The organism is Candidatus Protochlamydia naegleriophila (genome assembly GCF_001499655.1).
GTDB classification, from domain to species: domain Bacteria; phylum Chlamydiota; class Chlamydiia; order Chlamydiales; family Parachlamydiaceae; genus Protochlamydia; species Protochlamydia naegleriophila.
Genome location: NZ_LN879502.1, coordinates 2,218,493 through 2,242,586, shown reverse-complemented (window position 1 = coordinate 2,242,586; position 24,094 = coordinate 2,218,493). Strand labels below are relative to the sequence as shown.

Here is a 24,094-nt window from a genome sequence, read left to right as displayed (position 1 = left end):
GAGCCAAGAGCTTACAGGTTAAAAAGCTGGAATGACAGCTCCTTGATAGTGTTCATCGATGAACGTTTTAACCTCAGGTGAGGTCAAAGCCATTTTCAATGCCTGTAGATCTTCTCGTTGTTCATCACCTTTGCGGATCACTAATACATTGACAAACAGGGAATGGGCATCTTCTACTGCTAATGCATCTTTCTTAGGTAGGAGTCCAGCCTGAAGAGCAAAATTGGTTGTAATGGCTGCTAAATCGACATCGTCTAATGATCTTGTCAACAACGGTGAGTCGATTTCAATGAATTGAAGCTGATGCGGATTATCGATAATGTCCAGCACGTTCGATTTGGCATCGGTTTTTTTTAAGCGAATCAATCCTTGTTGTTGCATCAATGCCAACGCCCTTGCCTGGTTCGAAGGGTCGCTTGGAATGGCAACTGTTGATTTAGGCTTAAGTTCATTTAAATTGCGGAGTTTGCGCGAATATAAAGCCATGGGTTCGAGATGAACCGCAGTTAAATCTTCCAGGTCATAACCAAAGTCTTTCATTTGCGCATTCAGAAAAGGGATGTGTTGGAAAAAATTTGCATCGACCTCGCCGTCTTGCAGGGCTCGGTTAGGGATGTTGTAATCCTCTACGGTGATGATGCTCAGGTTGATTCCCTGTTCTTGTAGCTTCGGTTTGATGAATTCAAGGATTTCAGCATGCGGTACAGAGGTTGCTGCTACTTTTAAAGAGGGGTGGCTATTTTTTGAACAACCACTCAAAATGCCTAAAAAACATGCCAATAATAAGGCTAGTAAAACTAGTTTTGTTTTCATCTGGTTAGTCCCTTCCCTCGTTTAAGATTGAGTCTCTTAGCAATGGCATGTCCTACGCCTTGGATTGCTTGAACAAGTAAAATAAGCAGAATAACAGTGACAACCATTAAAAAGACATTGAATCGTTGGTAGCCGTATTGAATGGCAATTTTTCCCAAGCCACCACCACCCATTGTGCCGGCCATGGCACTATAGCCAACTAAGTTAATAATCGTCGTCGTGATGCCCAATACGAGCGAAGGCAGGGCTTCAGGTAGGAGTACTTTTAAAATAATTTGCCAAGGCGTTGAACCCATGACGACCGCAGCTTCGATGATTCCTTTGTCCACTTCTTTTAAAGAGGCTTCGACAAGCCGGGCTAAAAAGGGAATGGCTGCGATGGATAGCGGGATGATCGAAGCTGTCGTCCCCAAGCTTGTTCCTACAAGCCACCTTGTAAAAGGAATGAGGGCGACCATCAGAATGGCAAAAGGGAAAGAGCGGCCGACATTGACAATGGATCCAAGTATTTCATGAAGCCAGCGGTTTTCTTTTAAATGTCCTTTATCTGTAATTGTCAAAATGATTCCCAAAGGTATCCCAAACAGAGCGGCTAAAATAGCAGAACAAAAAACCATATAAAGAGTATTCCAAAACTCTATGGGAATAAGATTGATGGCTAGGTACAATTGATCGGATGTCATGAAATCACCTCACAAATAATCTGACGGCTTTGAAGAAATTCGAGAGCTTGCTGAATGTCATCTGGAGATCCTGAAATTTCGACAAATAAGTTTCCAACAATGGTTTTTTGAAGGTAGTCTAAACCCCCGGATAAAATATTGACTTCGACGTCATATCGCTTGAGCAAGTGTGAAATGACAGGTTCCTTGGCTTGATGTCCCTCAAAGCCTAAACGAACGAGTTTCTTATTGGTATCGCGCTGCTGCAAGAGATCTTCTGGGAATTGATCTGTTCCTAAATGCAATAGATGGCGTGTGACTTGATGCTGAGGGCGGGTAAAGACGTTTCTGACTTCTCCTTCTTCCGCAATTTCTCCATGTGAAAGGACAGCCACACGGTGGCAAATTTGCTTCACAGTTTCAAGCTGGTGGGTGATGATAATGACGGTTAAGCCAAGTTCCTGATTGAGTTGAGCTAGAAATTGTAAAATCGAGCGGGTCGTTTTAGGGTCAAGGGCTGATGTGGGCTCATCGCATAAAAGCAGATGAGGATTATTGGCAAGCGCTCGCGCAATCCCAACTCTCTGTTTCTCCCCGCCACTCAATTGGGAAGGATACATATGCTTTTTGTGCGAGAGTCCAATTAGACTCAGCAATTCGTCAATGCGATGTTGTTGCTGCTCATGGGGTGTGCCGTGTATTTCCATCGGATAGGCAATGTTCTCTGCTACAGTACGCGAAGAAAAAAGCTGGAAGTGCTGAAATACCATTCCCATGTGTTGGCGAATACGGCAAAGATCTTTAGCACTTTTTTGAGTCAGCTCTTCCCCCTCAATCAAAATCGATCCTTCGGAAGGGGACTCTAAGCCGGTCAAGCAGCGCAACAGAGTAGATTTTCCCGCACCACTCATTCCAATAATTCCGTAAATGCTTCCGCGGGGAATCGCTAAATTGATTTCTTTTAAGGCATAAGCTGGTTGTTCAGCTCCTTTAAAGCCAAAAACTTTAGATAACCCTTTCACTTCAATTAAATGATCTTTCATAAAATCCATGTAACAAAAAATAATTAACTTGTTATTCCCTTATTTTTAGCAAAGCTTGATCTTGCCAAAACAAGAGAAGACGCATGCGTCATGCCTGAGCTTTCTGTCCAAACTTAAGGTCTTTAAGACAAATCGGATAGATATAAATCGTCTTGCTTATGCCTAAAGTTTTTGTCTTAATGGTCGCTTATTGATGCCTTCAATTGGGCATCATAAAGGAAAAAAGAGGAAACCAAAGTCGATCAATTGAGCTTATAAAAAAAGATAGATTAACTCTTAAATAATAATGTATTTTATCAGAATTAATGCATTTTAATCTATTAATTTTTTTTATAAAAGAAGAGTTATTCAACATTTCTAAAAATAGAATTTTTAAATCAGAATACGCGAAAGTCTTAACGACCGTTCGCGGTTTTTACTCTCGCTCGCATTAGGTATATACTCACCAAGCAGGTCATTAGACTGTTTGGTGAGTATAGAGGGCTAGCTATTCCTCAGTTGCTCGAATAGATGTATAGATTGCAATGGGATTTTTTGATTGCATGGCTATTTCGAGGGGTTGGGGTAAGTTCTCTAAAGGTTTTAAACGTGGATATTCTTTAAAGATCGGATGGGCTGTTGTGATAGCAGGAGCCACTGGCACAGTAAAGGCTGGTTTACCTTTTATATGCTTGTTACGGTCAGAAATTTGTGTTTTAGCTTTTCTAACGAGTTGATCCTTGGAATTTAAAACAGTCTTGAATTGCGCAAAAGGAATACCATTATTGGAACTGCCTTCGATTAATTCAATTTGAGTTTGTAGCTCTGCATTCTTTTTCTCGTAGCGTTCAATGTTGGCTGTTAATTCAGCCATGTAATTTTGCACACACTCGATGGCTTTAGATATCTTAAAATTGGGAGAAAGTCTGAGAGTTTTAAAATTTCTTGTACTAGGATCGGATTGGAGTTCTGCGATTCTTTTTTGGATCTCATCAAATATGTTATCCGGAATAAAGGGAAGTTCGGACTGCGGATGGTAAAGAGAGATAAACGAACCGGAAGAAGATGCTTGGGTGAGAAGATCTAGGTGCTTTTTTTGCTCCTCAAGAATCTTTTCAAGCGCTGCGATATGTGGCTTGTTCTCTTCATCTCGTTGCATTACTAATTTAACATGTTTTTTGATAGTTTCCTTTATAGGAATAAGCATTTTTTCCAAAGATGTATAATACGCGTCGATCGAGCGTACCTGTTCTTCAATTTCTTCCTTAGTCAAATGAGAGAACTTTTCCGATAGACAGGCTGGTGCAATAGGTTCGTCTTTAAAAAATAGAGTTTTAGAAGGAAGAGATGGCGGCTTGGGAGTCTTTGTTGGAAGAGCGGTTTGTTCTGGAGTCACTGCGCTGAAACCCGGAAGAGTTGGGGGCATTGGAATTGGTGGCGATGGGCGGAATCCTGGTGGGGGAGGAGGTGGTAAGCTTGAAGAAAGAGAAGATTGTGGGGTTGTAGGAGACGGGGGAGGAGGTGGCGGTGGTGGCGGTGGATTAGAAGGAGATGGGGGAGTTAAGGGGGAGGGTGAAATAGTAGGTTGAGGGTTCGTTTCAATTGGATCGGAAAGAGGAGGAGTTTGATCTTTAGGTGGGGTTGGAATGGGTGTTTCTGGGGTTAAATTAGGTGTTGGAATGGGGTGTCCTATCGCTTGCGGCTGCCTTGGAGGAATGGGTCTCGTGGGGGTTTGGGGAGGAATTATTGAGGCAGAAGGTATGACTGGAAGGCGCGGTTGTCTAAGTTCCCTTACAGCAGTTTCTAAGAATGTTTTAAATTCCGTTAAATAAGTCCGATCATCCAACTGTTTGTTGTCCCAAAATTGGCGGCGATCAAAGCTGAACAGAAAATACAACAAGGCATAAAAACCAGTCGTGTTGCGATTAAGTACTTTGAGTCTACCCGCTAATCTTTCTTGCAATTCATTCAAGAGCTCAGGCTGTAAAAGCGCTTTATTTCGGTTAACAAATTCCTTAACTCTCCGACGAATCTCTTCAGAGTTGGTCTCATAGATTGCTGCTGGTTTAGTCCCCATTCCAAAGACGTAAAAATGACCATCATCGCCATAAGCTAAATGATTTCCTCTTTCTAAACCGTTTAAAATGGTTCTAAGCTGAATAGTTGCTAGGGAATTCGGCATAGAGCCTCTGTTGTTTTTTTTATGATTACTTATTTTTTTAATAAGGTTCTAATAATAAAAAAGAAGCTTCTTTAAAGCAAATCTTTTTTCATTACAATGCGAAGAATCGTCCTTTGAGGGACTTCTTCCCACCTAAAAAAAGCAGTCTATAGGAATTTATTGTTAAATGATGATAAAGCGTTAGTTAACTAAAAATAAATAGATGGGTTTTAGTTGGAATTAAATGCTTGTTTTATCATGTTAAGAAATCGTGCAGGTTCATGCGCGGGGATGCGCTTCGTCATAGACCTTTTTCTTAAGCTTGGAGGAGACTTGGGTGTAAATCGTTGTGGTGGATAAGGAACTATGGCCCAAAAGAATTTGAATTGTTTTAAGGTCCATGCCATTTTCCAGCCAATGAGTGGCAATCGTATGGCGGATTGTGTGCGGGGTGACTTTGCCGGCTAGTCCGCTGCGGGTCAAGTAAAGATCAAACTTGCGGTCGACGGAGCGTGTGGTAAGACGGGTACCGTGTTTGTTGAGAAAGATAGCTCTTGGATCGACTTCGGCAGAATGAATGTCTGAATCGTGATGCCGTTCAGGATGGTTAAGGTAGGATTTAATCCAAGCAGCCGCATTTTTAGTAATGGGGACGATGCGCTCTTTTTTACCTTTTCCTTTGAGTTTGACGGTTAGATTATCGAAGTCAAAATCATGGCGATTAAGAGCTATGAGTTCGCTGACTCTAAGGCCGGAACTATAAAAAAGTTCCATGATCGTTCGATCGCGAAAACCTAGGTAGGTTTCGGTGTCTGGTTGGTCAAAAAGGTGGCTCACTTGGTCGTAGTTCAAAGAGACCGGCAATTTTTTGTCTAACTTTGGGCTGTCTAGTTCATCGGTTGGATTATTTTGGATGAGCCCTTGAGCTTGCGCATATTTAAAGAAGCTGCGCAAAGATGAGAGGCGCCGCGCTATTGTCCGCTTATGCTGCTTATTGGAACTAAGCCAGGCAAGAAATCCTCGAATCGTTTTCCGGTCAATGCTCTCTATGATGAGTTTATGATCGTAAAGAGTAGAGCGGGCATGATAGGGTTCATTGAAGGCAATTTTTGCTGGCAGCTCTTCTGCTTTAGCATCTGGAAAGAAGGCTTGCTCGAGGTAAGATTTAAATGAATTTAAATCGATTGCATAATTGCGAATGGTATGTTCAGACGCATTTTTAATCACTTGCAGATGTTCAAGAAAGCGATAACAGGTTGCAATATACACAACAATACCTCAAGGTTTTATAGAGACTTTTGGAAATGGAAAGGTGATGAGGTCATCGGCTACAAAGGTATTGGGGAAAATAGTCCGAGCTTCTTGTTCGAAAGGTTTTAAGTTTTGGTAACGTGCCGAAAAGTGGGTCAGGATGAGTTGTTTTACTTGTGCTTCTTTTGCTATAGCAGCAGCTTGTTTGGCTGTCATGTGGTTGTGGAGGCGAGCAAGTTCTTTGTGCTCTTCCAAGTAAGTGCTTTCACACAGCAATATGCTAGCCCCCCTTGCAATGTCAATGGCATTTTGGCAGGGGAGGGTATCGATCACGGCAGCAAAGCTATCTCCATGTCTAATCCAACTGACATCATCTAGAGTAACCTCTTGGCCATGAATAAGCAAACGGCCCCTTTCTTGCAGCTCTTTTACGAGAGGTCCTCTGATTCCATATAATCCCAGTTTTTCATTATCAAATTTTCTAGTATCTGCTTCTGTCACTCGCCAGCCGATATTTTCTACACCGTGTTCTAGGAATGTAGCTTCAATGCGGAAGCGTCCATCATCTTCAACGAGGCCGGCTTGTGAAACGGGGTGTTCAACCACATGAATCATTTCATGATAAATAGAACCATAACGCAGGCGATCGAAGTATTTTTTTCCACTAGCAGGATAGTAACAGTGAATGGGATGGGTGACCTTGTCGAGGTTGAGCCTCATCAGGATAGAGCCCAGCCCTAAACAATGGTCGCCATGAAAGTGCGAAATAAAAATGCGCGAAACAACAGGTGGTGCGATATTGGCATAAATAAATTGGCGCTGAGTTCCTTCGCCGGGATCAAATAAAAATCCTTCATCATTCCACCGTAAAAGGTAAGCTCCATGATTGCGGAAGCGGGTTGGCTGCTGGCTTGAGCACCCTAAAATCGTTAAATCTCTGACAGACATGCTAAGTGTGCCTCCAACTAAAAAAGTTCAGTCTACCGAGTAGAAGACCGATGAATGCTCCCGATAAGTGCGCTGTATTAGCGATATTTGGGGACATTCCAAGATCGAAAAATTTTTCTACAAAAAAAGATAAAGATTGCAAGAGCGCCATTCCAATAATGAAAATCAACATGAAAGAAATTGTAAGACGATCGAGTTGATAGCCTTCCCAAGGAGCCTGCTGCTGCCTGACCCAAATAAATGTGAGCATTGCACATAAAATGCCTGAAAAGCCCACAAAGTTGGGGCCGCTCATCAGATATTGAGCCGTATTGGAAAATATCCCTGCAACTAGAATAAATAATAAATAGCGGCCTTTGCTCATGCGCTGCTCGATTTGTTTACCGAGAACGATTAACCAGAGCATATTAAAAAAAAGATGGAAAATATCGCCATGCAGCAAGGCTGGTGAAAATAGGCGCCAAACCTGCCCTTCGCTGATTTTTTCGAATAAGGGCGCGCCGAAGTTTCCTTGAAATAGGTTTTGAAAGCCCTCACTCAAAGCGAGATGATAAAATCCTTGCCAAAAAGGGGTATGCTCAATTTTTTGTAAAAGAGCTTGAGCTTCATTTGGTAAATCTTTGGTGTTTTCCAGCCCTTCATATCCATAAAAGCGAATGAAGCGATCAACGAGTTCGTAAAATTGAGGATAATCGTAAAGTAAAGTTTTATCGACAGGTGAAGAAACGATACTTAGGACTGCAACATTGTTTGGGGCGGTTGAGGAGGATTTGATGAGTTGAGTGGCTAAAAAGAGCAGGCAGCAAATGATGAGGAAACCGCGCGTCATCCATCCCATGGGTTGATTTTCCCATCCCGCGAGTTTTGTCGGCTTTGAAGAAGCGGGTGGGGAAGGAGGGGCGTTGCGGTTTGAGGAGCTAAGTACTGCAAAATCTTGCGCAGCCAGAGGCTGACTGGCATGGAAAATGGGATCTAAAGGATGTTCTTTAAATAGATTATACCATTTTATGGCGTCTTCCACTTGGTCTTCATCCTGGATCCAGATTTTACATATGCTCGATCCATAATCGGGACTTCCCCAGTCTGTATTGGGTTGCATTTCTAGTTGATGCTCAATGCCTTTCTGGTGAAGAAATAAAGAGAATGTAAGCCCTTTCTTCTCATCATTTAATGTTCCAATCACTCGCATGACTCAAGCCCCTTCGTCCTGAATTTTTTTGATGATAGAAGAAGTTGACAGGCCGGGAATGAGCTTGACAATGTGAATCTTGCCACCCCCCTGCTGAATGGTTTCTGCTTCGATGCAATTTTGCCCATATTCGGATCCATTCACATGCACGTCTGGTTTGATCACTGAAAGGAGGCGGATGGGATCAGTTTCTTCAAACCAAGTCACAAAATCGACAAATCCCAAAGCGGCCATCATTTGCATGCGGTACTCAAGGGGGATGAGAGGACGCTTGGGGCTTTTATATTGCTTGATCGAAGAGTCGCTGTTAAGAGCAACGATGAGGACATCGCTTAGTTGAGAGGCTTCATGAATAATGTGTAGATGCCCAGCATGAAGCAAATCAAACGATCCATTCAATGTCACTATTGTTTTACCTTGTTGGCGAAGAGTTTGAACGCGCTCCGAAAGCTGAGCCGGGTCAATGACTTTTTGCCGATAGGCTGCCGACCAGGGAAGGAATTCAAGGGTTTCATGCATAACTATCCTTAATTGACATTGTCGATAATTTTGGCGGGTCTAGCCTCTTTACACACGTTGCTTAGTCGTTTGCTTTACAAGATGGAAGTAAGGGCGTTGGAAAACGAAGCGATGCCTATTATTAACTCATTTTGCACAGATCTCTTAAGACCTGCGCTTTTATCTGATTGATTTTAGACGCCGAGGAGTTTAAAGACTCTCATTTGTCCATTAACTGCTTTTGCATAAGGCAAGTTATTAAGCAGTACCTTCCTTGTTTATTATGCAAGACGAAGTTCATTTAGGAAAGAACTTTTGCAATGAAACGGCATCCAAACGAGTTGATGCTGAATCCGGAGGCTTGAGCTAAGAAAAGAGAAGACTTCAATTCAAATGAATCAAAGTCATTCTCATTTAACCTCTACAGAAGTTTTACTCGCTGTTTGCCAGGAAAAGCGATTTTAAAGACCTCGTCATAGTGCTCAACGAAATAGATGACAAGACCTTTGCGAATGTAATCAGGAAGTTCCTCATAGTCCCGCATATTATCTTTGGGGAAAATCAATGTTTTCAGTCCTGAACGGCGCGCCGCAACAACTTTTTCTTTGACTCCTCCAATTGGAAGAATTCGCCCCGTCAAGGTAAGCTCTCCAGTCATTCCTAAGTTGTCCAATACGGGTGTATCGAACAATAGTGAAAGCAGCGAAGTGACCATTGTAATGCCGGCAGATGGTCCATCTTTAGGAGTGGCTCCTTCAGGAATGTGAATGTGGACTTGCGATTTTTCAAAGAATGTATAGCTCGGGGCATATTTGTGAATCGAGCTATGTACATAGCTCCACGCAATTTCAGCAGACTCTTTCATGACTTCGCCTGCCTGGCCGGTGAGCTTCATTACTGTCTTTTCGCCAGCTACTTTAATAGACTCAATGTAGAGCGTAGCTCCGCCAAGAGCTGTCCAAGCAAGGCCCATACAGACTCCAACGGGCGTCCTTTCGTAAAAGCGGTCGCTTGAAAAAACAGGCTTGCCTAAGTAGTCTTTTAAATTATGCGGCGTGATCGAGTGTTTTACAGGAGGTAGTGCCAGCGGCTTCTTGCTTTTTGCCGTTTTTTTCTTTTTAGCCTGTTCTCTTTCAAAATCTTCCTGTTCGCGCACAATTTTGACTGCTAGTTTTCGCAGGATTTTTTTGACCAAGTTCTCTAGGTTGCGCACACCTGCCTCTCTCGCATAGCCATTGATCATTGTCCGCAGTGCTTCTTGAGTAAATGAAACTTCCGCTGCCTTGAGTCCCATTTCTTTGCGGTTACGGGGTATGAGATACTTTTTGGCGATTTCAATTTTCTCTTGCATGATATAACCCGACAGGCGGAGAATATCCATGCGGTCTTTTAGCGGCTCGGGAATGGTGTCTAGCACGTTTGCTGTTACAATGAATAATACATCGGATAAGTTGCAGCGAACGTCCAAATAGTGATCCAAGAACTCGGCATTTTGCTCAGGATCTAACACCTCTAAAAGTGCAGAGCCTGGGTCTCCATGGAAGCTTCTTCCCATTTTATCGACTTCGTCGAGCATGATGACAGGATTCATCGTTTGGCAATACTTGAGTGCTTGAATCATTTTACCAGGCATCGCACCAATATAGGTACGGCGATGCCCTTTAATTTCGGCTTCGTCACGCATACCACCAACAGAGAAACGGTAAAATTTGCGGTTAAGCGCACGGGCAATGCTTTTTCCAATGCTGGTTTTTCCAACTCCCGGAGGGCCGACTAAGCAAATAATACTACCTCGCACACCTTTGGCTAGTTTGCCGACACCAATAAATTCGAGAATGCGTTGTTTGATATCTTCTAGGCCGTAATGATCATGGGCTAAGATTTTTTCAGCTTCTTCTAAATTATGGTGCTCCTGGCTATAAATGCCCCAAGGAATGGTAGTCAGCCAATCTAAGTAACCACGAGAGACGCTATATTCGGCCGATTGCATATCTAAAACGCTTAGCTTTTCCAATTCCTCAGTAATCACTTTCATGACATCTGGTGGAACGATGCGCTCTTTTAAACGCGATTCAAATTTTTCCCGGTCAAGCGATTTATCATCTCTTTCTATGCCCAGCTCTTTTTTTATGGTCTTCAACTGCTCTCGCAAGAAGAAGTCCTTCTGGCTTTTATTAATCGTCGCTTCGATTTTTTGATTGATGTTATTCTGTAAGATGCTGATATCCAATTCTTTTTTTAGAAGAACTAAGGCCTTGTCAATGCGTTGTTGGATATCAATTGTTTCTAAAACATCTTGCAACTCTTCCCTGGATGCAGTTGTGAGTGCTACAGCGAAGTCGGCGAGCTTACCAGGTTCGGTGAAATCAGAGTGGCCTAAAAAGATCTGGAGTTCCTCTTTAAAAAGGGGATTGAGCTTCAAAAGCTCTTTAATTGTCGAAATGATACTAATTGCATAGGCTTTTAACTCAGGTGTTAAAACTGGATCATCCTCAAAATAAGAAATGTGAGCCTTTAGCGTTTTTGTTTCTGCAACCGGCTCGGTGATCTTGATCCGCCTTTCCATATTTAAAATGACTTGTGCTCCACCCTGTTCCATGGGGATAATGCGCAAGATGCGGGCTAGGACTCCAATTTCGTAAATATCTGGAAAGCCGACTTTGTAAATGTCTGCCTGTTCCGAGCGAGTCATGACTAGACCCACACATTTATGTTCTGATTTGGCAATGACTTTTAAGACTTCATAAAATGGACCAGGTTCAATGACTAAGGGAGCTGCCATTCCAGGGAAAAAAGGACGGCGAACGAGCGGAAAAATTTGGATTTGCTCTGGAAGCTGGGTATTCTTTTTGCTGAGCTGAGTATCGTCAAGCGAACTCATCATCGCATTTTCGAATTCAGTTTCTAAAGAATTTTCATCTTGTTCTTGATCCAGCATTTATCATCATCCTAATAAATTGATGTTTAATTGATTTCTTTGACGACTAGCGAAAAGCAGCTTGCTTGAAAAGAATGATTGCCTTCATCCAACATTGGTCTGTCAACATTCTCTTGATTCTCTCTCTTTGTCTTTTGACTATGCAATGGTGAGCTAGGGTAATAATTGCATAAATAGGTGTATTTTTTTTACCAGTGCAATTAGCTTACAGGTTTATGAGAAATTATTCAATCGAAGACCTTCATTTAGAATTTGAAGGCTCGAAATAAAGATTGATAGCGAAAAATCATCTCAATGAGTCGATCTATCTTCACCAAGTCGCCAATTGAAGATAATTTTCTGGTTTTCCACCAAATTTCACATGCCCGTCTTAGCCTTTATTCCCTGATTTCATTCAACAAACGCGCATTGACAAGACTTCAATCGACACTGCTGCTTTTAAGCTTTTTTCTGAAGGCCTTCAGCGTTTAAGAAATGAAGGAGCTCTGGAGCCTGAAAGAAAAGGAAAGGAAGAAGGGAATGTGGACGCTAATGGACAGCTTAGCCCGTTACTGCCCAAGTCTGCTCAAACAAATCACTTTCGTGCCTTGCAAATGATCTATCAGATAAATCCTAGTAGGGAGCTATAATTAATTGGGAAAACAGGAGGTGAAAAGGCGCGGATTTACTTCGGGAAGCCAGCACAATTATGGCTTTGCTCTGCTCGATAGGATCTTATGGAGCCTAAAATTATAGCAGACTTTGAACAGCTTAAGATTCATTTTAGGAAATCTGCGTGAAGCGGGTTGAGTTGGTTGAGCGCATTAAAAGGCTTGTAGCAAGAGGATTCGACTTTGATCCTAAAAGTTCTTTAGAAGATATTTATGATGATCCAATACAAAAAACGGTTTTTAGAGCAATTGGAAATAAGTGAATGGCTTTGCCAATAAGGTCATGTTGGAAAACGGTATTGTATAAGATCCAAAAAGGGATTTTAAGGCCTACTTAGCCCAAGTAAACGAGCTCTTCCAGAAGAGTTGGCAAAAGGCTTGTCAAAAATCCATTGAGCTGCACGAGTGCGTCTGGTTTCAATTAGAGAATGAGTCTAAAGTTGTTTATAACAGGGGATCTCTTGTCTGTACAAAAAAACAGCTCGATTGGGCTTTGCAGCAACTAGTAGAGCATTTTCAAGCCTTGTATGAATTAGTCTTTGATTTTCCTTCTGAAAAGATTCAGCAGCACGTCTATAACTATTTAATGCGCTATATTTTGATTTGTACGAAGGCCTGCTCTTATAACAAGAGCTGTAAAGACCGTATAGACCGTGGAGGGGCGAGTGATGACGAAGCGTTAGCAGAAGAGGCTATCCTCAATGAATTGGAAAACAATCAAAGGTTTATCAGTTTTTTTTGAAATGTTCATTTTTGCCAGGGCTCTCTCATCGTTTGCAAGAGGGTGGGTCATAGGAGAGCGTTTAGAACGCCTCATTGAGACCGTCTTATTTATGTTAAATAATAAAGCAAAAGTAAAGCTGCTTTTTGCCGCTGCTTTTCCAAACATTAAAATGACCAATGACCTTTAGATTTAATCAAAGAAGCTGATCAAGCAGTCCATAATCCGCAGATTTGCGGAGCCTAAGAAAACAACGACTACTAGACTTTCATTGTTTGTCCGTTTCTGCTATGATCTTATTTTACTTTCAAAATTCTATTTATTTGAGAATAAGAAAATTAAAACTTACCATTGCACAAATGGGAATAGGCAGGCGGGAGTAGGCCTCTTAGGTGCCAAACGCGTTTAGAATTCAGAGGACACTTTTGGCCGCTACCACTTTGCTAAAGGTAAGTTGAAAAGCATCTGCAAAATATAAAGCTGGTTTTTTGCCCCTACTTGAAGGCTTTCTTAAGGAGAGAAGTTATGTCGCATTCATCGGTTGATTCTTCCCCTCAAACACTGGCTATCGATACGCTTGCCCATTATCGCAAAATAGCAGAGCAAAAAGAGGCTCAAACACTTTTTGCACGAGCAACTTTTTCGAAGAATCACTGCCGTTTGGAAGGAGCGGAAGATGATCATCGGATGCCTTATAAAAGAGATGTGGATCGCATTCTTCATTCGAAGGCATATTCCCGCTATGTCGATAAAACACAGGTCGTCTACTTAGTTGAGAATGATCATATTACTCATCGCAGCCTACACGTGCAACTTGTCAGTAGCTTTGCGCGTGGGATTGCAGAAATTCTACGCCTTAATTTAGATTTGGTGGAAGCTATTGCACTGGGTCATGACGTGGGCCATGCTCCATTTGGACACGAAGGTGAGGGATATCTTTCAGCTTTATCGGTCGAATACGATAATGGTCCTTTTTGCCATCCTTCTCAATCTTGCCGGTTGTTCACTGAAATCGAACCTCTCAACTTGGGACTAGCCGTCTATGATGGCTTTCTTTGCCATGATGGCGGAATGAGCGGCCCTATTTTAATTCCGAACTTTGGGAAAACGTGGGACGATCACTTCAAAGACAGAATGCTGAAGAAGGAGCATCCCGATTCAAATATCATGCCCGGAACATTGGAGGGATGCCTAGTTAAACTATGCGATACGATGAGCTACATTGGGCGCGATATTGAAGATGCCATTAATTTGGGCATTCTTAATCGTGAAGATGTTCCCCAAACGTGCTTAGGAAAAACGAATCGTGAAATATTAGGCTTTTTGGCAGCAGATGTGATTCGCCATAGCTATGACAAGGAATACATTGCCATTTCCGAGGAGTCCTTTGAAGCTCTACGGATTTTACGCCGCTTCAATTTTAAACATATTTACGTCCATCCAAAGTTAAAGGTCGAATCATCCAAGATTAAGCATAGTTATCGCATCTTATTTGAATGGTTGCTTCAAGATCTTGGGGCCTACAATGAGCAAAGCTATCTTTGGAAACATTACTTGCAAAAAAGAAGTGAAAAGTACTTGTCGCAAACGAACGCGGTTCAAATGGTCATTGATTACATTGCCGGAATGACCGACAGCTTTTTTGTTCGCACGCTTGAAAAAGTCATCGTACCAAGTAAAATTGAGTTATTATAATGATTCGTTTTTTAATAATCGAAACAAGCACCGAACGGGGATTACTAGCAGGTGTACAAGGCGATGAAATCCTCTTTTCAGAGGAACTTCCCTTTGGTCCTAACCAATCGCGCTTCTTAATGCCAAAGCTGGCGGCAATTCTTCAGGCAAATGGATGGAAAGGCTCTGACCTGACTTGCTTGGGCGTTGGAATCGGCCCCGGCTCCTACACTGGAATTCGAATTGGAGCGGCTGTTGCTCAAACCTTGGCTTATACCTGGAATGTCCCCTTGGTTGGAGTTCCAAGTTTGGATGGATTTGTGCCATCTCAGAAAAATGTGACCTTTGCAGCCATCATCGATGCGCGCATTGGCGGGGCCTACATTCGCAAAGGATACTATTCTGATAGAGGCATTCAATACTTGAGCGAGCCTCTCATTTGTCCGCTTGAAGAGTTGGACTGCTTGGCTGATGTGAAAGTCCTTGTCTCTTCTTCAAGTCACAGTCTAAAAAATAAGCTTAGTCACTTGTATCCCGATCAAACATGGGAATGGGAAGAGAAGGCTCCCGCTGCTTGGGCCTTGGCACGCAGCATTCGATCAGCCTATCAGCAAGGATTATGGAAACAGCGGGGACATCTGGATCTTTTGTATCTAAGAGAGACAGAAGCTGAACGGGAAAAGAATAAGCGGAAAGGGCAAGAATAAGATTGTCCCGTCCCTTTTTGAGCTCTTTTTTCCCAAGACATTAAAAGGAATGTCGGGTATATGCTTTTCGTGTTGATTAATATCATTCTTTCCGTTAGCATTGTTGCTATCTGTATATAAGAGAAAAAAGTTTTGATTGATTACCTCTCTAGGCTAATCAAGACAATTTAACACTTAGAAATTAGGAATTATCTCAATGTCACTTGTAAAAGTTCGTATAGGCGATTCGATTGATAAGGCCCTCCGTGCATTAAAGAAGCGTTTGGATAAAGAAGGGGTCATGAAATCTGTAAAAGCTCATCGTTTCTATTCCAAGCCCTCTATCAAGAAACGTGCTAAGTCTAAAGCCGCTTTAAAATACAAAAAGCAACGCTAAGAGTCTCTTGCATTAAGTTGATTACTATTGAGCTTACGCCCTTATTAAACGAAATGTAAAAACATTGTTTTTATTTCTCGTTCAGTAAGGGATTGATTTTTTCACCTCTTTTTGGCGTTTAGCTAGTTAAGGTGCTAAATTCTTGTCTTAAAAGTCTTTCCCTGTTATCTTTACAGCGGAAGTTCAAAGAAAAATTAATCCTCACGACAAAGTAGTAGATCTTATGGCTGACTATTACGATATTTTAGAAGTTGCTCGTACTGCAACTCCGGAAGAAATTAAGAAAGCATACCGTAAAAAAGCAATCCAATTTCATCCTGATAAAAATCCAGGAGATGCGGAAGCTGAAAAGCGCTTTAAAGAAATATCGGAAGCATACGAAATATTGAGCGACGAGAAAAAGCGTCAAGTGTACGACCGTTATGGTAAAGAAGCCTTGCAAGGAGCGGCCGGTCCAGGAGCTGGACAAGGGTTCTCTTCAATGGACGAGGCTTTGCGTACCTTCATGGGCGCCTTCGGTATGGGAGGAGGCGAAAGCATTTTCGATTTCTTCGGCGGCGGCGGCGGAGCCGAATTCGGCGGACGAGAAGCTGGAAGAGGTGCTCGTCAAGGTGCTAGCAAACGAGTCAATATTACTGTTTCTTTCGAAGAAGCTGCCAAAGGGGTTGATAAAGAACTCGTTATTACGAATTACGTTACTTGTGCAACCTGCAGCGGAAAAGGATCGAGCTCTCCTCAGGGTGTCAAAACGTGCAACGAGTGCAATGGAAGAGGCCAAGTCTTTGAACAGAGAGGTTTCTTCAGCATGACAATGGCATGCCCTAAATGCCATGGTGAAGGCAAAGTGATTACAGATCCTTGCAAGAACTGTCATGGGCAAGGAGTTGTAAAAGAAAAGCAACATATCAAAGTTCACATTCCAGCTGGCGTTGACAGTGGCATGCGCTTAAAAATGAGCGGATATGGGGATGCCGGGCAGGCAGGTGGCCCACCAGGGGATTTATACGTCTTTATCAATGTCGAGACGCACGAGCTTTTTGAGCGCGAAGGAAATGACATTTTGCTCGACCTGCCAATCAGCTTTGCTGAGGCGGCTCTCGGATGCAAAAAAGAAGTGCCTTCATTGACCAACCATACTTGCCGCATTACTATTCCAGAAGGCACTCAAAACGGAAAAACCTTCCGCGTTAAAGGAGAAGGATTTCCAAATGTACATGGGCATGGCAAAGGCGACCTTTTAGTTCGAATGTTTGTCGAAACTCCGACTCGCTTGAGTGAGCGCCAAAAGGAGCTTTTACAAGAATTTAGCGATCTGGAAGGGCCCAATAACCTGCCAAAGCGTAAAGGCTTTCTGGATAAGATCAAAGACTTTTTTTCCCATTAAGCGATAGTCACCCAAATGGGGCAAAAGATGTGAGCCATTCATTCTTTTCGAATGAATGGTTTTTTTTGCTTCTATACAGAATAGGGTGAAAGCTCTGAGTTGCAGGCTGCGAGTTCGATTGTTTAAGCCATGCTTGCGATCATAAAACTTGGCAATTAAATGCGCGCTTATTTTTAACCCTTTCTCTTTGTTCTTGCCCGCTTTTTACTTCGGTCCCCTTGCCAACTTTTTTACTAATGCGTGTAATCGCGTCTTGTTCATAATCTGAAAGAATCAGATCATCTATATAGGCTAACTCGATGGCAGCTGATTCTTGCGTCACCTGGGAAGCATTTTTTATTTCACTAAATGTGCAAATGAGCTGGCCGTCATTTATAAAATCTTCAAATGCAGGGCTGTCTTCGAAGCGAGTGACCTTATGGGCCGTCAACGTTTTTTCTCCAATTTCACTCGTATTTTTCTTGATGATGATAGTAAAACGCTCTGCAAAAGGTTGAATCGGCATGAGCTTTAACATCTCTATCTTTTTTAGCAAAGGCTTAAAAAGTTGGAAAGTGGCAAAGAGGGGAAGATCATCGCGGTGATGGAGAGCAATCCAATGCCAGTACTTACAAGTGACATTTAAAGTCGCCACATCTTGTAGCGATCCCAAGTAGTTAAAAATTTGTAGGAGCAAGTCATCTGACAATTCGCAAATGGCAGGTTGTTTCTCTTCAACATTGGCGGATGTCGGGATTCTATAATAAGATAAATGGATATATTTGTGCGTAATTGTCATTTCAAGCTTTGATACTATTTTTTTACAGCTTGGAAAAATTGTTTGCTGTTTGGCCGAGTATGTAGCATCAGCAAAAATAGGTACACATGAATTTGAATGATTCGAGATACCAAAATACTTCTGCAACTGTATTGGTCCTCTTGATTATACAGGTAATGGCTTCCTTATCAAATGAGGAAAGATCGGAACACATGAACTCCAATTCAATCCCGCTTGTCCGCTCTATAGAAAGAAGATCGCAAGTGATCAGACCTTTTACTTTTTCCTTGAATTGGCAGATTTTCCGAACGGTCATGATCGAAGGTGCTGATAAAGACGGTTCCGGCAACAAGCTATGCGCAATGACTTCGTTTGCAATTGAATCACTTAGTTTGCTAACAGCATAGCTTGCTTCTACTATTCCATTTTCGTTTTGCTTCACGATGCGATAGACTGAATACTGATAAAAGGGATGGGCGAAATCTGGAAGAAGCTCTACAAAACTATGTCTGATACTTATATGGATTTGAATATTCGATTCAATTTGCTTGGCTACGCTTTGGAAAAACTTAAATGAACTAAAAGACTCCACAGGCATCTTGGGGTTCTGTACAAAGGCATGCCAGCGCTTACACGTCTTATTCACTGCATCTACGCTTTGAAGCGCCAGAAATTGAAAAATTTCACAAAGCAGATCATCTGGTAATTCATGAATGGAACGCGAAGGCTCTGGTACAACTCTTTTAGAATGAATTGACAAGAGAGAAAAAGTTGATAAATAGTTTGTTGTTTTATAAATAAACTCCATAAATACCTTAGTTAGAAATTTCCGATCAATCTTAGATATTCTTTTTACTTAATTAAATTAAAAGTTAGATTTGCAATTTATAGCTTAATTGGTCTTGAGTGGAATTAAACGGATAAAAAGTGAGAAGGCGCTCTCAATGATTTAAGCGCCGTGAAGAGCAGAAGATGTTTTTAGTTTTTCTTGAATATTCTGATTGATTTTGCTTAAGGCAAGTCTTGCACACAGCTGATCGAATGCAGGAATCGATTCATTGAGGTAATGGATTCTCAAACTATCGGTCCTCATACTCCACGAAGGGGCTGTTTTAGAGCTGCAGCCGCCTAATTGCACTCTGTTCTCTATAAATGTGCAAATCGTATGCGTAGAGGATTCGTTTAATGCCTCATCTTCTTCGCTTGACTGTTCATCCATCTCTATGTCTTGGTTGTCTTGTTCCGCTTCATTCATAGCCTGATGAATAGTAACGAAATAGGTTTTTCCTGGTTTTTGCGAATCGCTTTGACAGCAGACTGTATAGAGGTCGGCATCAAAGATATGATCGTAGGAAACGGTTGTGGTTTGAAGATTTGGTTGTATGATTTTAGGCAGGGTTTGAAAAAATTGAAATGCGACAAGAGGAGAGCATGGAGTTTTGGGATCCTGCACCAAAAGGTGCCAATTCCTGCAAGTCAAACGGAGAATGGCAAGATCTTGTGGTGTAAAAAATCTAAATATTTCAAGAAGCAAATCATGGCACAACTCTAAAGTATTTTTTATATGTGAATTCGGATTTACTTGGGTCGAGTGTAAATAGCATTTGTTTTGTATAGAAATAGTCATTTTTTTTCTTTAATTAACGAAGATCTTTAATGCTTTATTCGAATGAATAGCTTTGTATTTATAAAAAGTCAATGCTGTTTAAAAGAAAAGTTAAATCTTCCTTTAAAAAGAGCTCCAATTATTTCAACCGCTCTGGCAATAGATTGCACTGTTGCGAGAGGCTTTAAGGCTCAGAAATAAATGGCCTTGCTGATTTTTTCTTGGGGAGCCACACATAAGTCGAGCTCGATGCCATTGCTTTGCAAGATTCCTCTTACTACGCTTAAGGCTGTTTCATGGCTATTGCATTCGCTTGAAAGGTGGGCGAGGTGGACATGCTTGAGCTTTGGGTGGTAAACGTGCGCTAATAAATTGCCGCAAGCTTCATTAGACAGGTGGCCGCTGCGGCTTAGTACGCGCTGTTTATAAATCATGGGGCGGGGCGATGCATGTACCATGGATGGCTGATGGTTGGCTTCGAGGTAGAGATAGTCACATGCTTGAAGCTGAGCCTGAACGAGTGAAGTTGCAAAGCCGAGATCGGTGCAAAAGCCGAGTTTTAAGTCGCCGGTCCGTATTGTAAAGGCGACAGGGTCGAGTGTGTCATGCTGGATGCTAAAAGGATGCACTTCGATATCCCCGTACTCGAAAGTTTCGCCCGTCGAAAAGATTTTGAATTTTGGACAGTCGTGGAAAGTATCGACAATGCCTTTAGCTGTATCGTGATTGGCAAAAACGGGAATGCCCATTTTATAGGCGAGAACCTTGAGCCCTTGGATGTGGTCGGTATGCTCGTGAGTGATCAAAATGGCATCAATATCGGCTAAATCAACATTGATTTCTGCTAGCCTGGTCTGAATGGCTCTTGCACTTATACCTGCATCTATAAGCACTTTGGTTTGAGATGTACCAAAATAAATGCAATTGCCTTTAGATCCAGAAGCTAGAGGGCAGAAACCTTTCATAAATGACCTGAGAGTAGACTTTTCTTGATGATTGGAGTCGGGGCGACAGCCATTTTTCTAAATGATCTTTCGAATCTTTGAAACAGCAGTAATTAGACTCATGGCGATTTTTTGAGTCCAGTTTATAACATAGCTAACTATTTTAAAACTGCTTAAATCTTGTGATTTTGCTGCTGGCAAACCCAGCCTTATAAGCGGCGTCAGGTGAAGAGATCGTCTCTACTTTGCAAATAATAATTAGAGGTATTGAATGAAATGAGAATAACTGCATTGCAAGTTGTTTATTGTTGAGTTGTCGTTTTTGACACAAGTTGAGTTTTTAATTGCGAAATCCTGGCAATTAAATTCTCTTCTGATTTTCACCCATCCTTTTTTCAATACAATCCGTGCAAAAGATTGACCATAAACACCGGATTTTTCAGAATGGGTTTGAATAGTTTAAGTAAAAATTTAAATTGCCTGCTTTTTGGAGCTCTGTCTTTTTTTAGCCTTAAGATGCATTTTATTGCGATAACCCTTTGAAATAACTGTAAGGATAGGATCATGAAATCGCTTCAATACTACATTGAACAAATGACCCAACTTTTGGCCGATCTGGTTCAAAATGCACAGAAATTGAGAGATGTCTCTCTGCAAGTCATTTCGGAAGAAGAGCTTTCACCTCTTCAAAAGCATCAGCAGGAGTTGTTAGGGAAGTTGGAGCAGGCGGATTCAAGCATGCAAAGATACTATCCAAACCAGCTCGATTCTACAACTCATCAATTATTTCATAATCAATTGCACGCATTTCATCTGCTCAATCAAGAATTTATTCAGAATTTAAATGCTAGCCATGGCTTGATCCAATTTGAATTGAGGCATTTACGCGGCAATGAAGGGGAAAATGAGATTCAAGATCTTCCTCCAATGATCCACTTAAATAAAGTGCTGCCTTCGCCAAGTGGCACCCAAACAGTAGATGCCCAAAAAAGCAAGAAATCCTGAGATGGCATAAACGCCTTCTTTGTTGCGCGACGAAAGCCAATAAAGGGTTTCGTTTGTAGGAATGAAATAAGCGAGCAGGCTAAAAGAAATGGCTAGTCCTAAAAGCGCTAATCCCATTGTTTTTAGGCGCTTAACTTGCTCCTTCAGGCGTTTTTCAGGATCCATGGTCGGCTCTACTCCAGTAAATCTTGCTCTAGCAAATCATCGCTTTCTTCTGCGCTTGCTTGAGCGGCATAAATTTTGCGTGGGCGGCTGCCTTCTGCTGGGCCTACAATGCCTTGCATTTCTAGCTGATCCATCAAGCTCGCAGCTCTTGCGTATCCGATTTTTAGTTTGCGTTGTAAAAAGGTTGTAGAAGCATTTCCTGTGCTTAGTACGACATCTTTGGCTTGCTCATAGAGGGCATCTAATTCGATGTCCTGATCCACCCCATCGCTTAAATCTCCCAAACCTGCGTTGAATTGATCGAATGATTGAATGACGTAGTTCGGTGGCGCCTGTTCGCAAATGTGCTGCACAACGGCTAAAATATCTTCATCGCGTACAAAAGCACCTTGGGCTCTAATTAAGTGGGAAGAGCCAGGTGGAAGAAAGAGCATATCGCCATTGCCCAAAAGGGTTTCTGCACCCGTTTCGTCCAAGACAATTTGACTGTTCACGCGGCTTGCCACTTTAAATGAAATACGCGTCGGGAAGTTGGCTTTAATCAGCCCCGTGATGACTTCCCTGGATGGTCTTTGAGTGGCTAAAATCAAGTGGATGCCGACAGCACGAGCCATTTGAGCAATTCGGGCTATGGGGGTCTCAATGTCTTGACTTGCTACCATCATCAAGTCGGCAAGCTCATCGATAATTCCAACAATGAAAGGCATTGAAGCCGGAATTTCCCTTCCTAGAGTGGCCTCAAATTCTGGATTGATTGTCCGCTTGTTGAAGCTATCGATATTGCGTACACCAACGAGCTTTAAAATTTCATAACGTTTTTCCATCTCTTTGACAAGCCAATTCAAAGCTGCTGCAGCCCCTTGCGGCTCTGTAATGACGGGTGCCAGCATGTGAGGTAAGCGCGTATAAGGAGTAAGCTCGACTTTTTTAGGATCGACCATGATGAGCTTGATTTGATCGGGTTTTGCATTGAGGGCGATGGACATGACGATTGTATTGATGCAAACGGATTTTCCAGAACCCGTAGCTCCTGCAATAATGCAATGAGGCATTTTAGCCAAATCGCTCATGACGTAGTCGCCATTAACAGCTTTGCCGAGCAAGATGGGAATATTGAGCTTTTGCGAGCCTTGTTGATAGGCAAGCAGCATGTCTTTGAAACCAACTTCTTGCGGCTGCGGATTGGGAACTTCGATTCCAACAGCTGCCTTGCCAGGAATGGGAGCGATGATGCGGATGGACTTGGCTTCCATGTTTAGGGCAATGTCGTTGTCCAAAGTTTTAATCTTTTGAACTTTTACGCCTATGGCTGGATGCACTTCAAAAGAGGTGATTGTGGGCCCGCAATTGATTTGACCAACTTTAGCTTCGATGCCGAAGCTCAATAGGGTTTCTTCTAAGACTTCTGCCTGGCGCTTGAGGTCCTTTTTTAAAGATGATTGATCGACGTTTTTGGGATTGGTCAATAAGTTAAGAGAGGGAAGATTGTAGTTTGTAAAATCTCCGTTGTAAATGCTCTGAGCCGTTAAAGCATTTTCTCTGCGGCGCGCCTTGTTTTCTCCTGGAACGTCTTTAGGGTTTTCAGGCCTTTTAAAAGCTTCTCTACCCTCGTCATCTGTCAAATTTTCGATGGTTTCTCTTTTTTTTGGCCGGCTTAAAGAGGGTGGATAGCCAAGGGGCTCCTCTTCAACGTCATCTGAAAGCTCTTTACGTGAAACTGAGGGCCTGATTTTCGGGTTTTTCTCGGGTTGAATGGCTAGTAGGTCCGAAGGGGTATTGGGCAGCCCGCTCTTGGCTTGGGTTTCCTGAAAATGAGTGGTTGGAATGCGCAATTTGACGAAACGCAAGAAATCGCTGTCAGGTTCGCTGGAAGCTGCCGATCCCTTTTTATCATCTTTTTTGGTTTGCTCTTTATTTTCCTTTTTCTCTTCTTGCGCGCCTTCAGCCGTCTTTTCAGCCGCGGTTAACTCTCTTTTGGCTGAAATTTCATGTTTAAAGCGTTCCATGATCTTTTGGCACATATGGAGTAAACGAATTTTAAACAAAAAGAGAAGGCTTGCAATCAGAGTACTGGAAAAAATGAGCGCTACACCGGCTGTATTAAAAATATGGTTTAAGTTAAAGGCGGGCATGTCCTGGTAAAGATAAAAGAAAGGGGCGCCTCCGAGATGGTAGCGCATCGATTTTAACCAAAGGCCTGGATAAAAGCTGCTTCCCAAAAAGTTGGCAAAAGTAGGGTAGTCGCTTTCGATTAAGCTCAAAAGCATGCTAGTAGAAATCAGGCAGATGGCAACGTAGATATGCTTCAGCCACATGAAATGCAACGATTTGCTAAATAATAGACGCCAGCCGATCCAACCGATATAGATGACGAGCATATAGCTGGATAATCCAAAAGCAGCGTGAAAAAGCCATCCAAGCTTATCTCCCATTACCCCAAGCAGGTTTTTTGAATCGGGAGCAATTGCAAAACTCATTAAGCTCAGGAGTAAAATGATGGCGAAGGCGAAGATAAGAAAGCCTCGTGTTTCGGTTGTCGTCCATGGAATCGAGGGTTTGGGTTGAATCTCTTCTTTTTGAGCTTTCTTTGCAGTTTTTGCTTTACGTGCCATAGCTTGTCTCC

General features: G+C 42.2%; 20 protein-coding genes. 6 read left to right on the top strand and 14 right to left on the bottom strand.

Translation table 11 applies throughout. The annotated features are described in order from the left end of the window. Positions 1–18: 18 nt before the first annotated feature. The 9 genes from PNK_RS09470 to lon form a co-directional block, all read right to left on the bottom strand. Positions 19–813, bottom strand: coding sequence for a MetQ/NlpA family ABC transporter substrate-binding protein (locus PNK_RS09470; RefSeq protein WP_059061712.1), 795 nt, complete (start codon positions 811–813; stop codon positions 19–21). Next, positions 810–1,496 (bottom strand): methionine ABC transporter permease, encoded by a 687-nt coding sequence (locus PNK_RS09465; protein WP_032123955.1) that lies wholly within the window; start codon positions 1,494–1,496, stop codon positions 810–812. Before PNK_RS09465 ends, PNK_RS09470 begins: the two co-directional genes overlap by 4 nt. Next, a complete protein-coding gene (locus PNK_RS09460) occupies positions 1,493–2,518 on the bottom strand; it encodes a methionine ABC transporter ATP-binding protein (protein WP_059061711.1) in 1,026 nt (341 codons plus the stop codon). The genes PNK_RS09465 and PNK_RS09460 overlap by 4 nt, the downstream gene beginning before the upstream one ends. 487 nt (positions 2,519–3,005) lie before the next feature. Continuing rightward, positions 3,006–4,679: a hypothetical protein gene (locus tag PNK_RS09455; RefSeq protein ID WP_059061709.1), complete on the bottom strand. Its 1,674-nt coding sequence runs from the start codon at positions 4,677–4,679 to the stop codon at positions 3,006–3,008. A gap of 258 nt (positions 4,680–4,937) precedes the next feature. Further along, positions 4,938–5,927 (bottom strand): tyrosine recombinase XerC, encoded by a 990-nt coding sequence (locus PNK_RS09450; RefSeq protein WP_059061707.1) that lies wholly within the window; start codon positions 5,925–5,927, stop codon positions 4,938–4,940. Positions 5,928–5,936: 9 nt separating this feature from the next. Then, a complete protein-coding gene (locus PNK_RS09445; RefSeq protein ID WP_059061705.1) occupies positions 5,937–6,857 on the bottom strand; it encodes a ribonuclease Z in 921 nt (306 codons plus the stop codon). Position 6,858: 1 nt separating this feature from the next. Beyond that, positions 6,859–8,046, bottom strand: a complete 1,188-nt coding sequence (locus PNK_RS09440; protein WP_059061703.1) for a rhomboid family intramembrane serine protease — start codon at positions 8,044–8,046, stop codon at positions 6,859–6,861. A 3-nt stretch (positions 8,047–8,049) separates the two neighbouring features. Beyond that, the gene (locus tag PNK_RS09435) at positions 8,050–8,565 is read right to left on the bottom strand and encodes an adenylyltransferase/cytidyltransferase family protein (RefSeq protein WP_059061701.1); all 516 of its coding nucleotides are present in this window, start codon (positions 8,563–8,565) and stop codon (positions 8,050–8,052) included. Between the two features lie 400 nt (positions 8,566–8,965). After that, positions 8,966–11,482 carry an endopeptidase La gene (lon, locus tag PNK_RS09430; protein WP_059061699.1) on the bottom strand — a complete coding sequence of 839 codons (2,517 nt, stop codon included), beginning with the start codon at positions 11,480–11,482 and terminating at the stop codon, positions 8,966–8,968. 1,143 nt (positions 11,483–12,625) lie between these two features. On the opposite strand from lon, the gene PNK_RS09425 reads away from it, so the two are divergent. From PNK_RS09425 to dnaJ, 5 genes are all read left to right on the top strand, one after another. Then, a complete protein-coding gene (locus PNK_RS09425) occupies positions 12,626–12,874 on the top strand; it encodes a hypothetical protein (RefSeq protein WP_059061697.1) in 249 nt (82 codons plus the stop codon). A gap of 504 nt (positions 12,875–13,378) precedes the next feature. Then, on the top strand, positions 13,379–14,548 hold the full coding sequence (locus PNK_RS09420) for a deoxyguanosinetriphosphate triphosphohydrolase family protein (RefSeq protein ID WP_059061694.1): 1,170 nt from the start codon (positions 13,379–13,381) through the stop codon (positions 14,546–14,548). Beyond that, complete coding sequence (gene tsaB / locus PNK_RS09415) at positions 14,548–15,234, top strand: tRNA (adenosine(37)-N6)-threonylcarbamoyltransferase complex dimerization subunit type 1 TsaB (RefSeq protein WP_059061692.1); 687 nt, start codon at positions 14,548–14,550, stop codon at positions 15,232–15,234. The genes PNK_RS09420 and tsaB overlap by 1 nt, the downstream gene beginning before the upstream one ends. A 196-nt stretch (positions 15,235–15,430) precedes the next feature. After that, complete coding sequence (rpsU, locus tag PNK_RS09410; RefSeq protein WP_011175017.1) at positions 15,431–15,610, top strand: 30S ribosomal protein S21; 180 nt, start codon at positions 15,431–15,433, stop codon at positions 15,608–15,610. A 223-nt stretch (positions 15,611–15,833) separates the two neighbouring features. Beyond that, complete coding sequence (dnaJ, locus tag PNK_RS09405) at positions 15,834–16,994, top strand: molecular chaperone DnaJ (protein ID WP_059061691.1); 1,161 nt, start codon at positions 15,834–15,836, stop codon at positions 16,992–16,994. A 139-nt stretch (positions 16,995–17,133) separates the two neighbouring features. Here dnaJ and PNK_RS09400 read toward each other — a convergent pair whose 3' ends face one another. The 4 genes from PNK_RS09400 to PNK_RS09385 form a co-directional block, all read right to left on the bottom strand. Beyond that, positions 17,134–17,772, bottom strand: coding sequence for an F-box-like domain-containing protein (locus PNK_RS09400; RefSeq protein WP_059061690.1), 639 nt, complete (start codon positions 17,770–17,772; stop codon positions 17,134–17,136). 67 nt (positions 17,773–17,839) lie between these two features. Further along, a complete protein-coding gene (locus PNK_RS09395) occupies positions 17,840–18,559 on the bottom strand; it encodes an F-box-like domain-containing protein (protein WP_059061689.1) in 720 nt (239 codons plus the stop codon). 141 nt (positions 18,560–18,700) lie between these two features. Continuing rightward, positions 18,701–19,378 (bottom strand): F-box protein, encoded by a 678-nt coding sequence (locus PNK_RS09390; protein ID WP_059061687.1) that lies wholly within the window; start codon positions 19,376–19,378, stop codon positions 18,701–18,703. 170 nt (positions 19,379–19,548) lie between these two features. After that, positions 19,549–20,322, bottom strand: coding sequence for an MBL fold metallo-hydrolase (locus PNK_RS09385; RefSeq protein WP_032123971.1), 774 nt, complete (start codon positions 20,320–20,322; stop codon positions 19,549–19,551). Positions 20,323–20,865: 543 nt separating this feature from the next. Between PNK_RS09385 and PNK_RS09380 the strand changes: the two genes are divergently transcribed. Next, entirely contained in the window at positions 20,866–21,306 is a 441-nt protein-coding gene (locus PNK_RS09380) for a hypothetical protein (RefSeq protein WP_059061686.1), read from the top strand. Between the two features lie 173 nt (positions 21,307–21,479). Here PNK_RS09380 and PNK_RS09375 read toward each other — a convergent pair whose 3' ends face one another. Further along, positions 21,480–24,083 (bottom strand): FtsK/SpoIIIE family DNA translocase, encoded by a 2,604-nt coding sequence (locus PNK_RS09375; protein ID WP_059061684.1) that lies wholly within the window; start codon positions 24,081–24,083, stop codon positions 21,480–21,482. Positions 24,084–24,094 lie beyond the last annotated feature (11 nt).

Excerpts from the sequence above, each read along its gene's own strand:
- PNK_RS09400 (WP_059061690.1), bottom strand. The coding sequence starts at position 17,772 with ATGACAATTACGCACAAATATATCCATTTATCTTATTATAGAATCCCG.
- PNK_RS09455 (WP_059061709.1), bottom strand. The coding sequence starts at position 4,679 with ATGCCGAATTCCCTAGCAACTATTCAGCTTAGAACCATTTTAAACGGT.
- PNK_RS09445 (WP_059061705.1), bottom strand. The coding sequence starts at position 6,857 with ATGTCTGTCAGAGATTTAACGATTTTAGGGTGCTCAAGCCAGCAGCCA.
- PNK_RS09440 (WP_059061703.1), bottom strand. The coding sequence starts at position 8,046 with ATGCGAGTGATTGGAACATTAAATGATGAGAAGAAAGGGCTTACATTC.
- PNK_RS09390 (WP_059061687.1), bottom strand. The coding sequence starts at position 19,378 with ATGACTATTTCTATACAAAACAAATGCTATTTACACTCGACCCAAGTA.
- PNK_RS09435 (WP_059061701.1), bottom strand. The coding sequence starts at position 8,565 with ATGCATGAAACCCTTGAATTCCTTCCCTGGTCGGCAGCCTATCGGCAA.
- PNK_RS09385 (WP_032123971.1), bottom strand. The coding sequence starts at position 20,322 with ATGAAAGGTTTCTGCCCTCTAGCTTCTGGATCTAAAGGCAATTGCATT.
- PNK_RS09375 (WP_059061684.1), bottom strand. The coding sequence starts at position 24,083 with ATGGCACGTAAAGCAAAAACTGCAAAGAAAGCTCAAAAAGAAGAGATT.
- dnaJ (WP_059061691.1), top strand. The coding sequence starts at position 15,834 with ATGGCTGACTATTACGATATTTTAGAAGTTGCTCGTACTGCAACTCCG.
- PNK_RS09395 (WP_059061689.1), bottom strand. The coding sequence starts at position 18,559 with ATGGAGTTTATTTATAAAACAACAAACTATTTATCAACTTTTTCTCTC.
- PNK_RS09465 (WP_032123955.1), bottom strand. The coding sequence starts at position 1,496 with ATGACATCCGATCAATTGTACCTAGCCATCAATCTTATTCCCATAGAG.
- PNK_RS09420 (WP_059061694.1), top strand. The coding sequence starts at position 13,379 with ATGTCGCATTCATCGGTTGATTCTTCCCCTCAAACACTGGCTATCGAT.
- lon (WP_059061699.1), bottom strand. The coding sequence starts at position 11,482 with ATGCTGGATCAAGAACAAGATGAAAATTCTTTAGAAACTGAATTCGAA.
- PNK_RS09470 (WP_059061712.1), bottom strand. The coding sequence starts at position 813 with ATGAAAACAAAACTAGTTTTACTAGCCTTATTATTGGCATGTTTTTTA.
- tsaB (WP_059061692.1), top strand. The coding sequence starts at position 14,548 with ATGATTCGTTTTTTAATAATCGAAACAAGCACCGAACGGGGATTACTA.
- PNK_RS09460 (WP_059061711.1), bottom strand. The coding sequence starts at position 2,518 with ATGAAAGATCATTTAATTGAAGTGAAAGGGTTATCTAAAGTTTTTGGC.
- PNK_RS09380 (WP_059061686.1), top strand. The coding sequence starts at position 20,866 with ATGAAATCGCTTCAATACTACATTGAACAAATGACCCAACTTTTGGCC.
- rpsU (WP_011175017.1), top strand. The coding sequence starts at position 15,431 with ATGTCACTTGTAAAAGTTCGTATAGGCGATTCGATTGATAAGGCCCTC.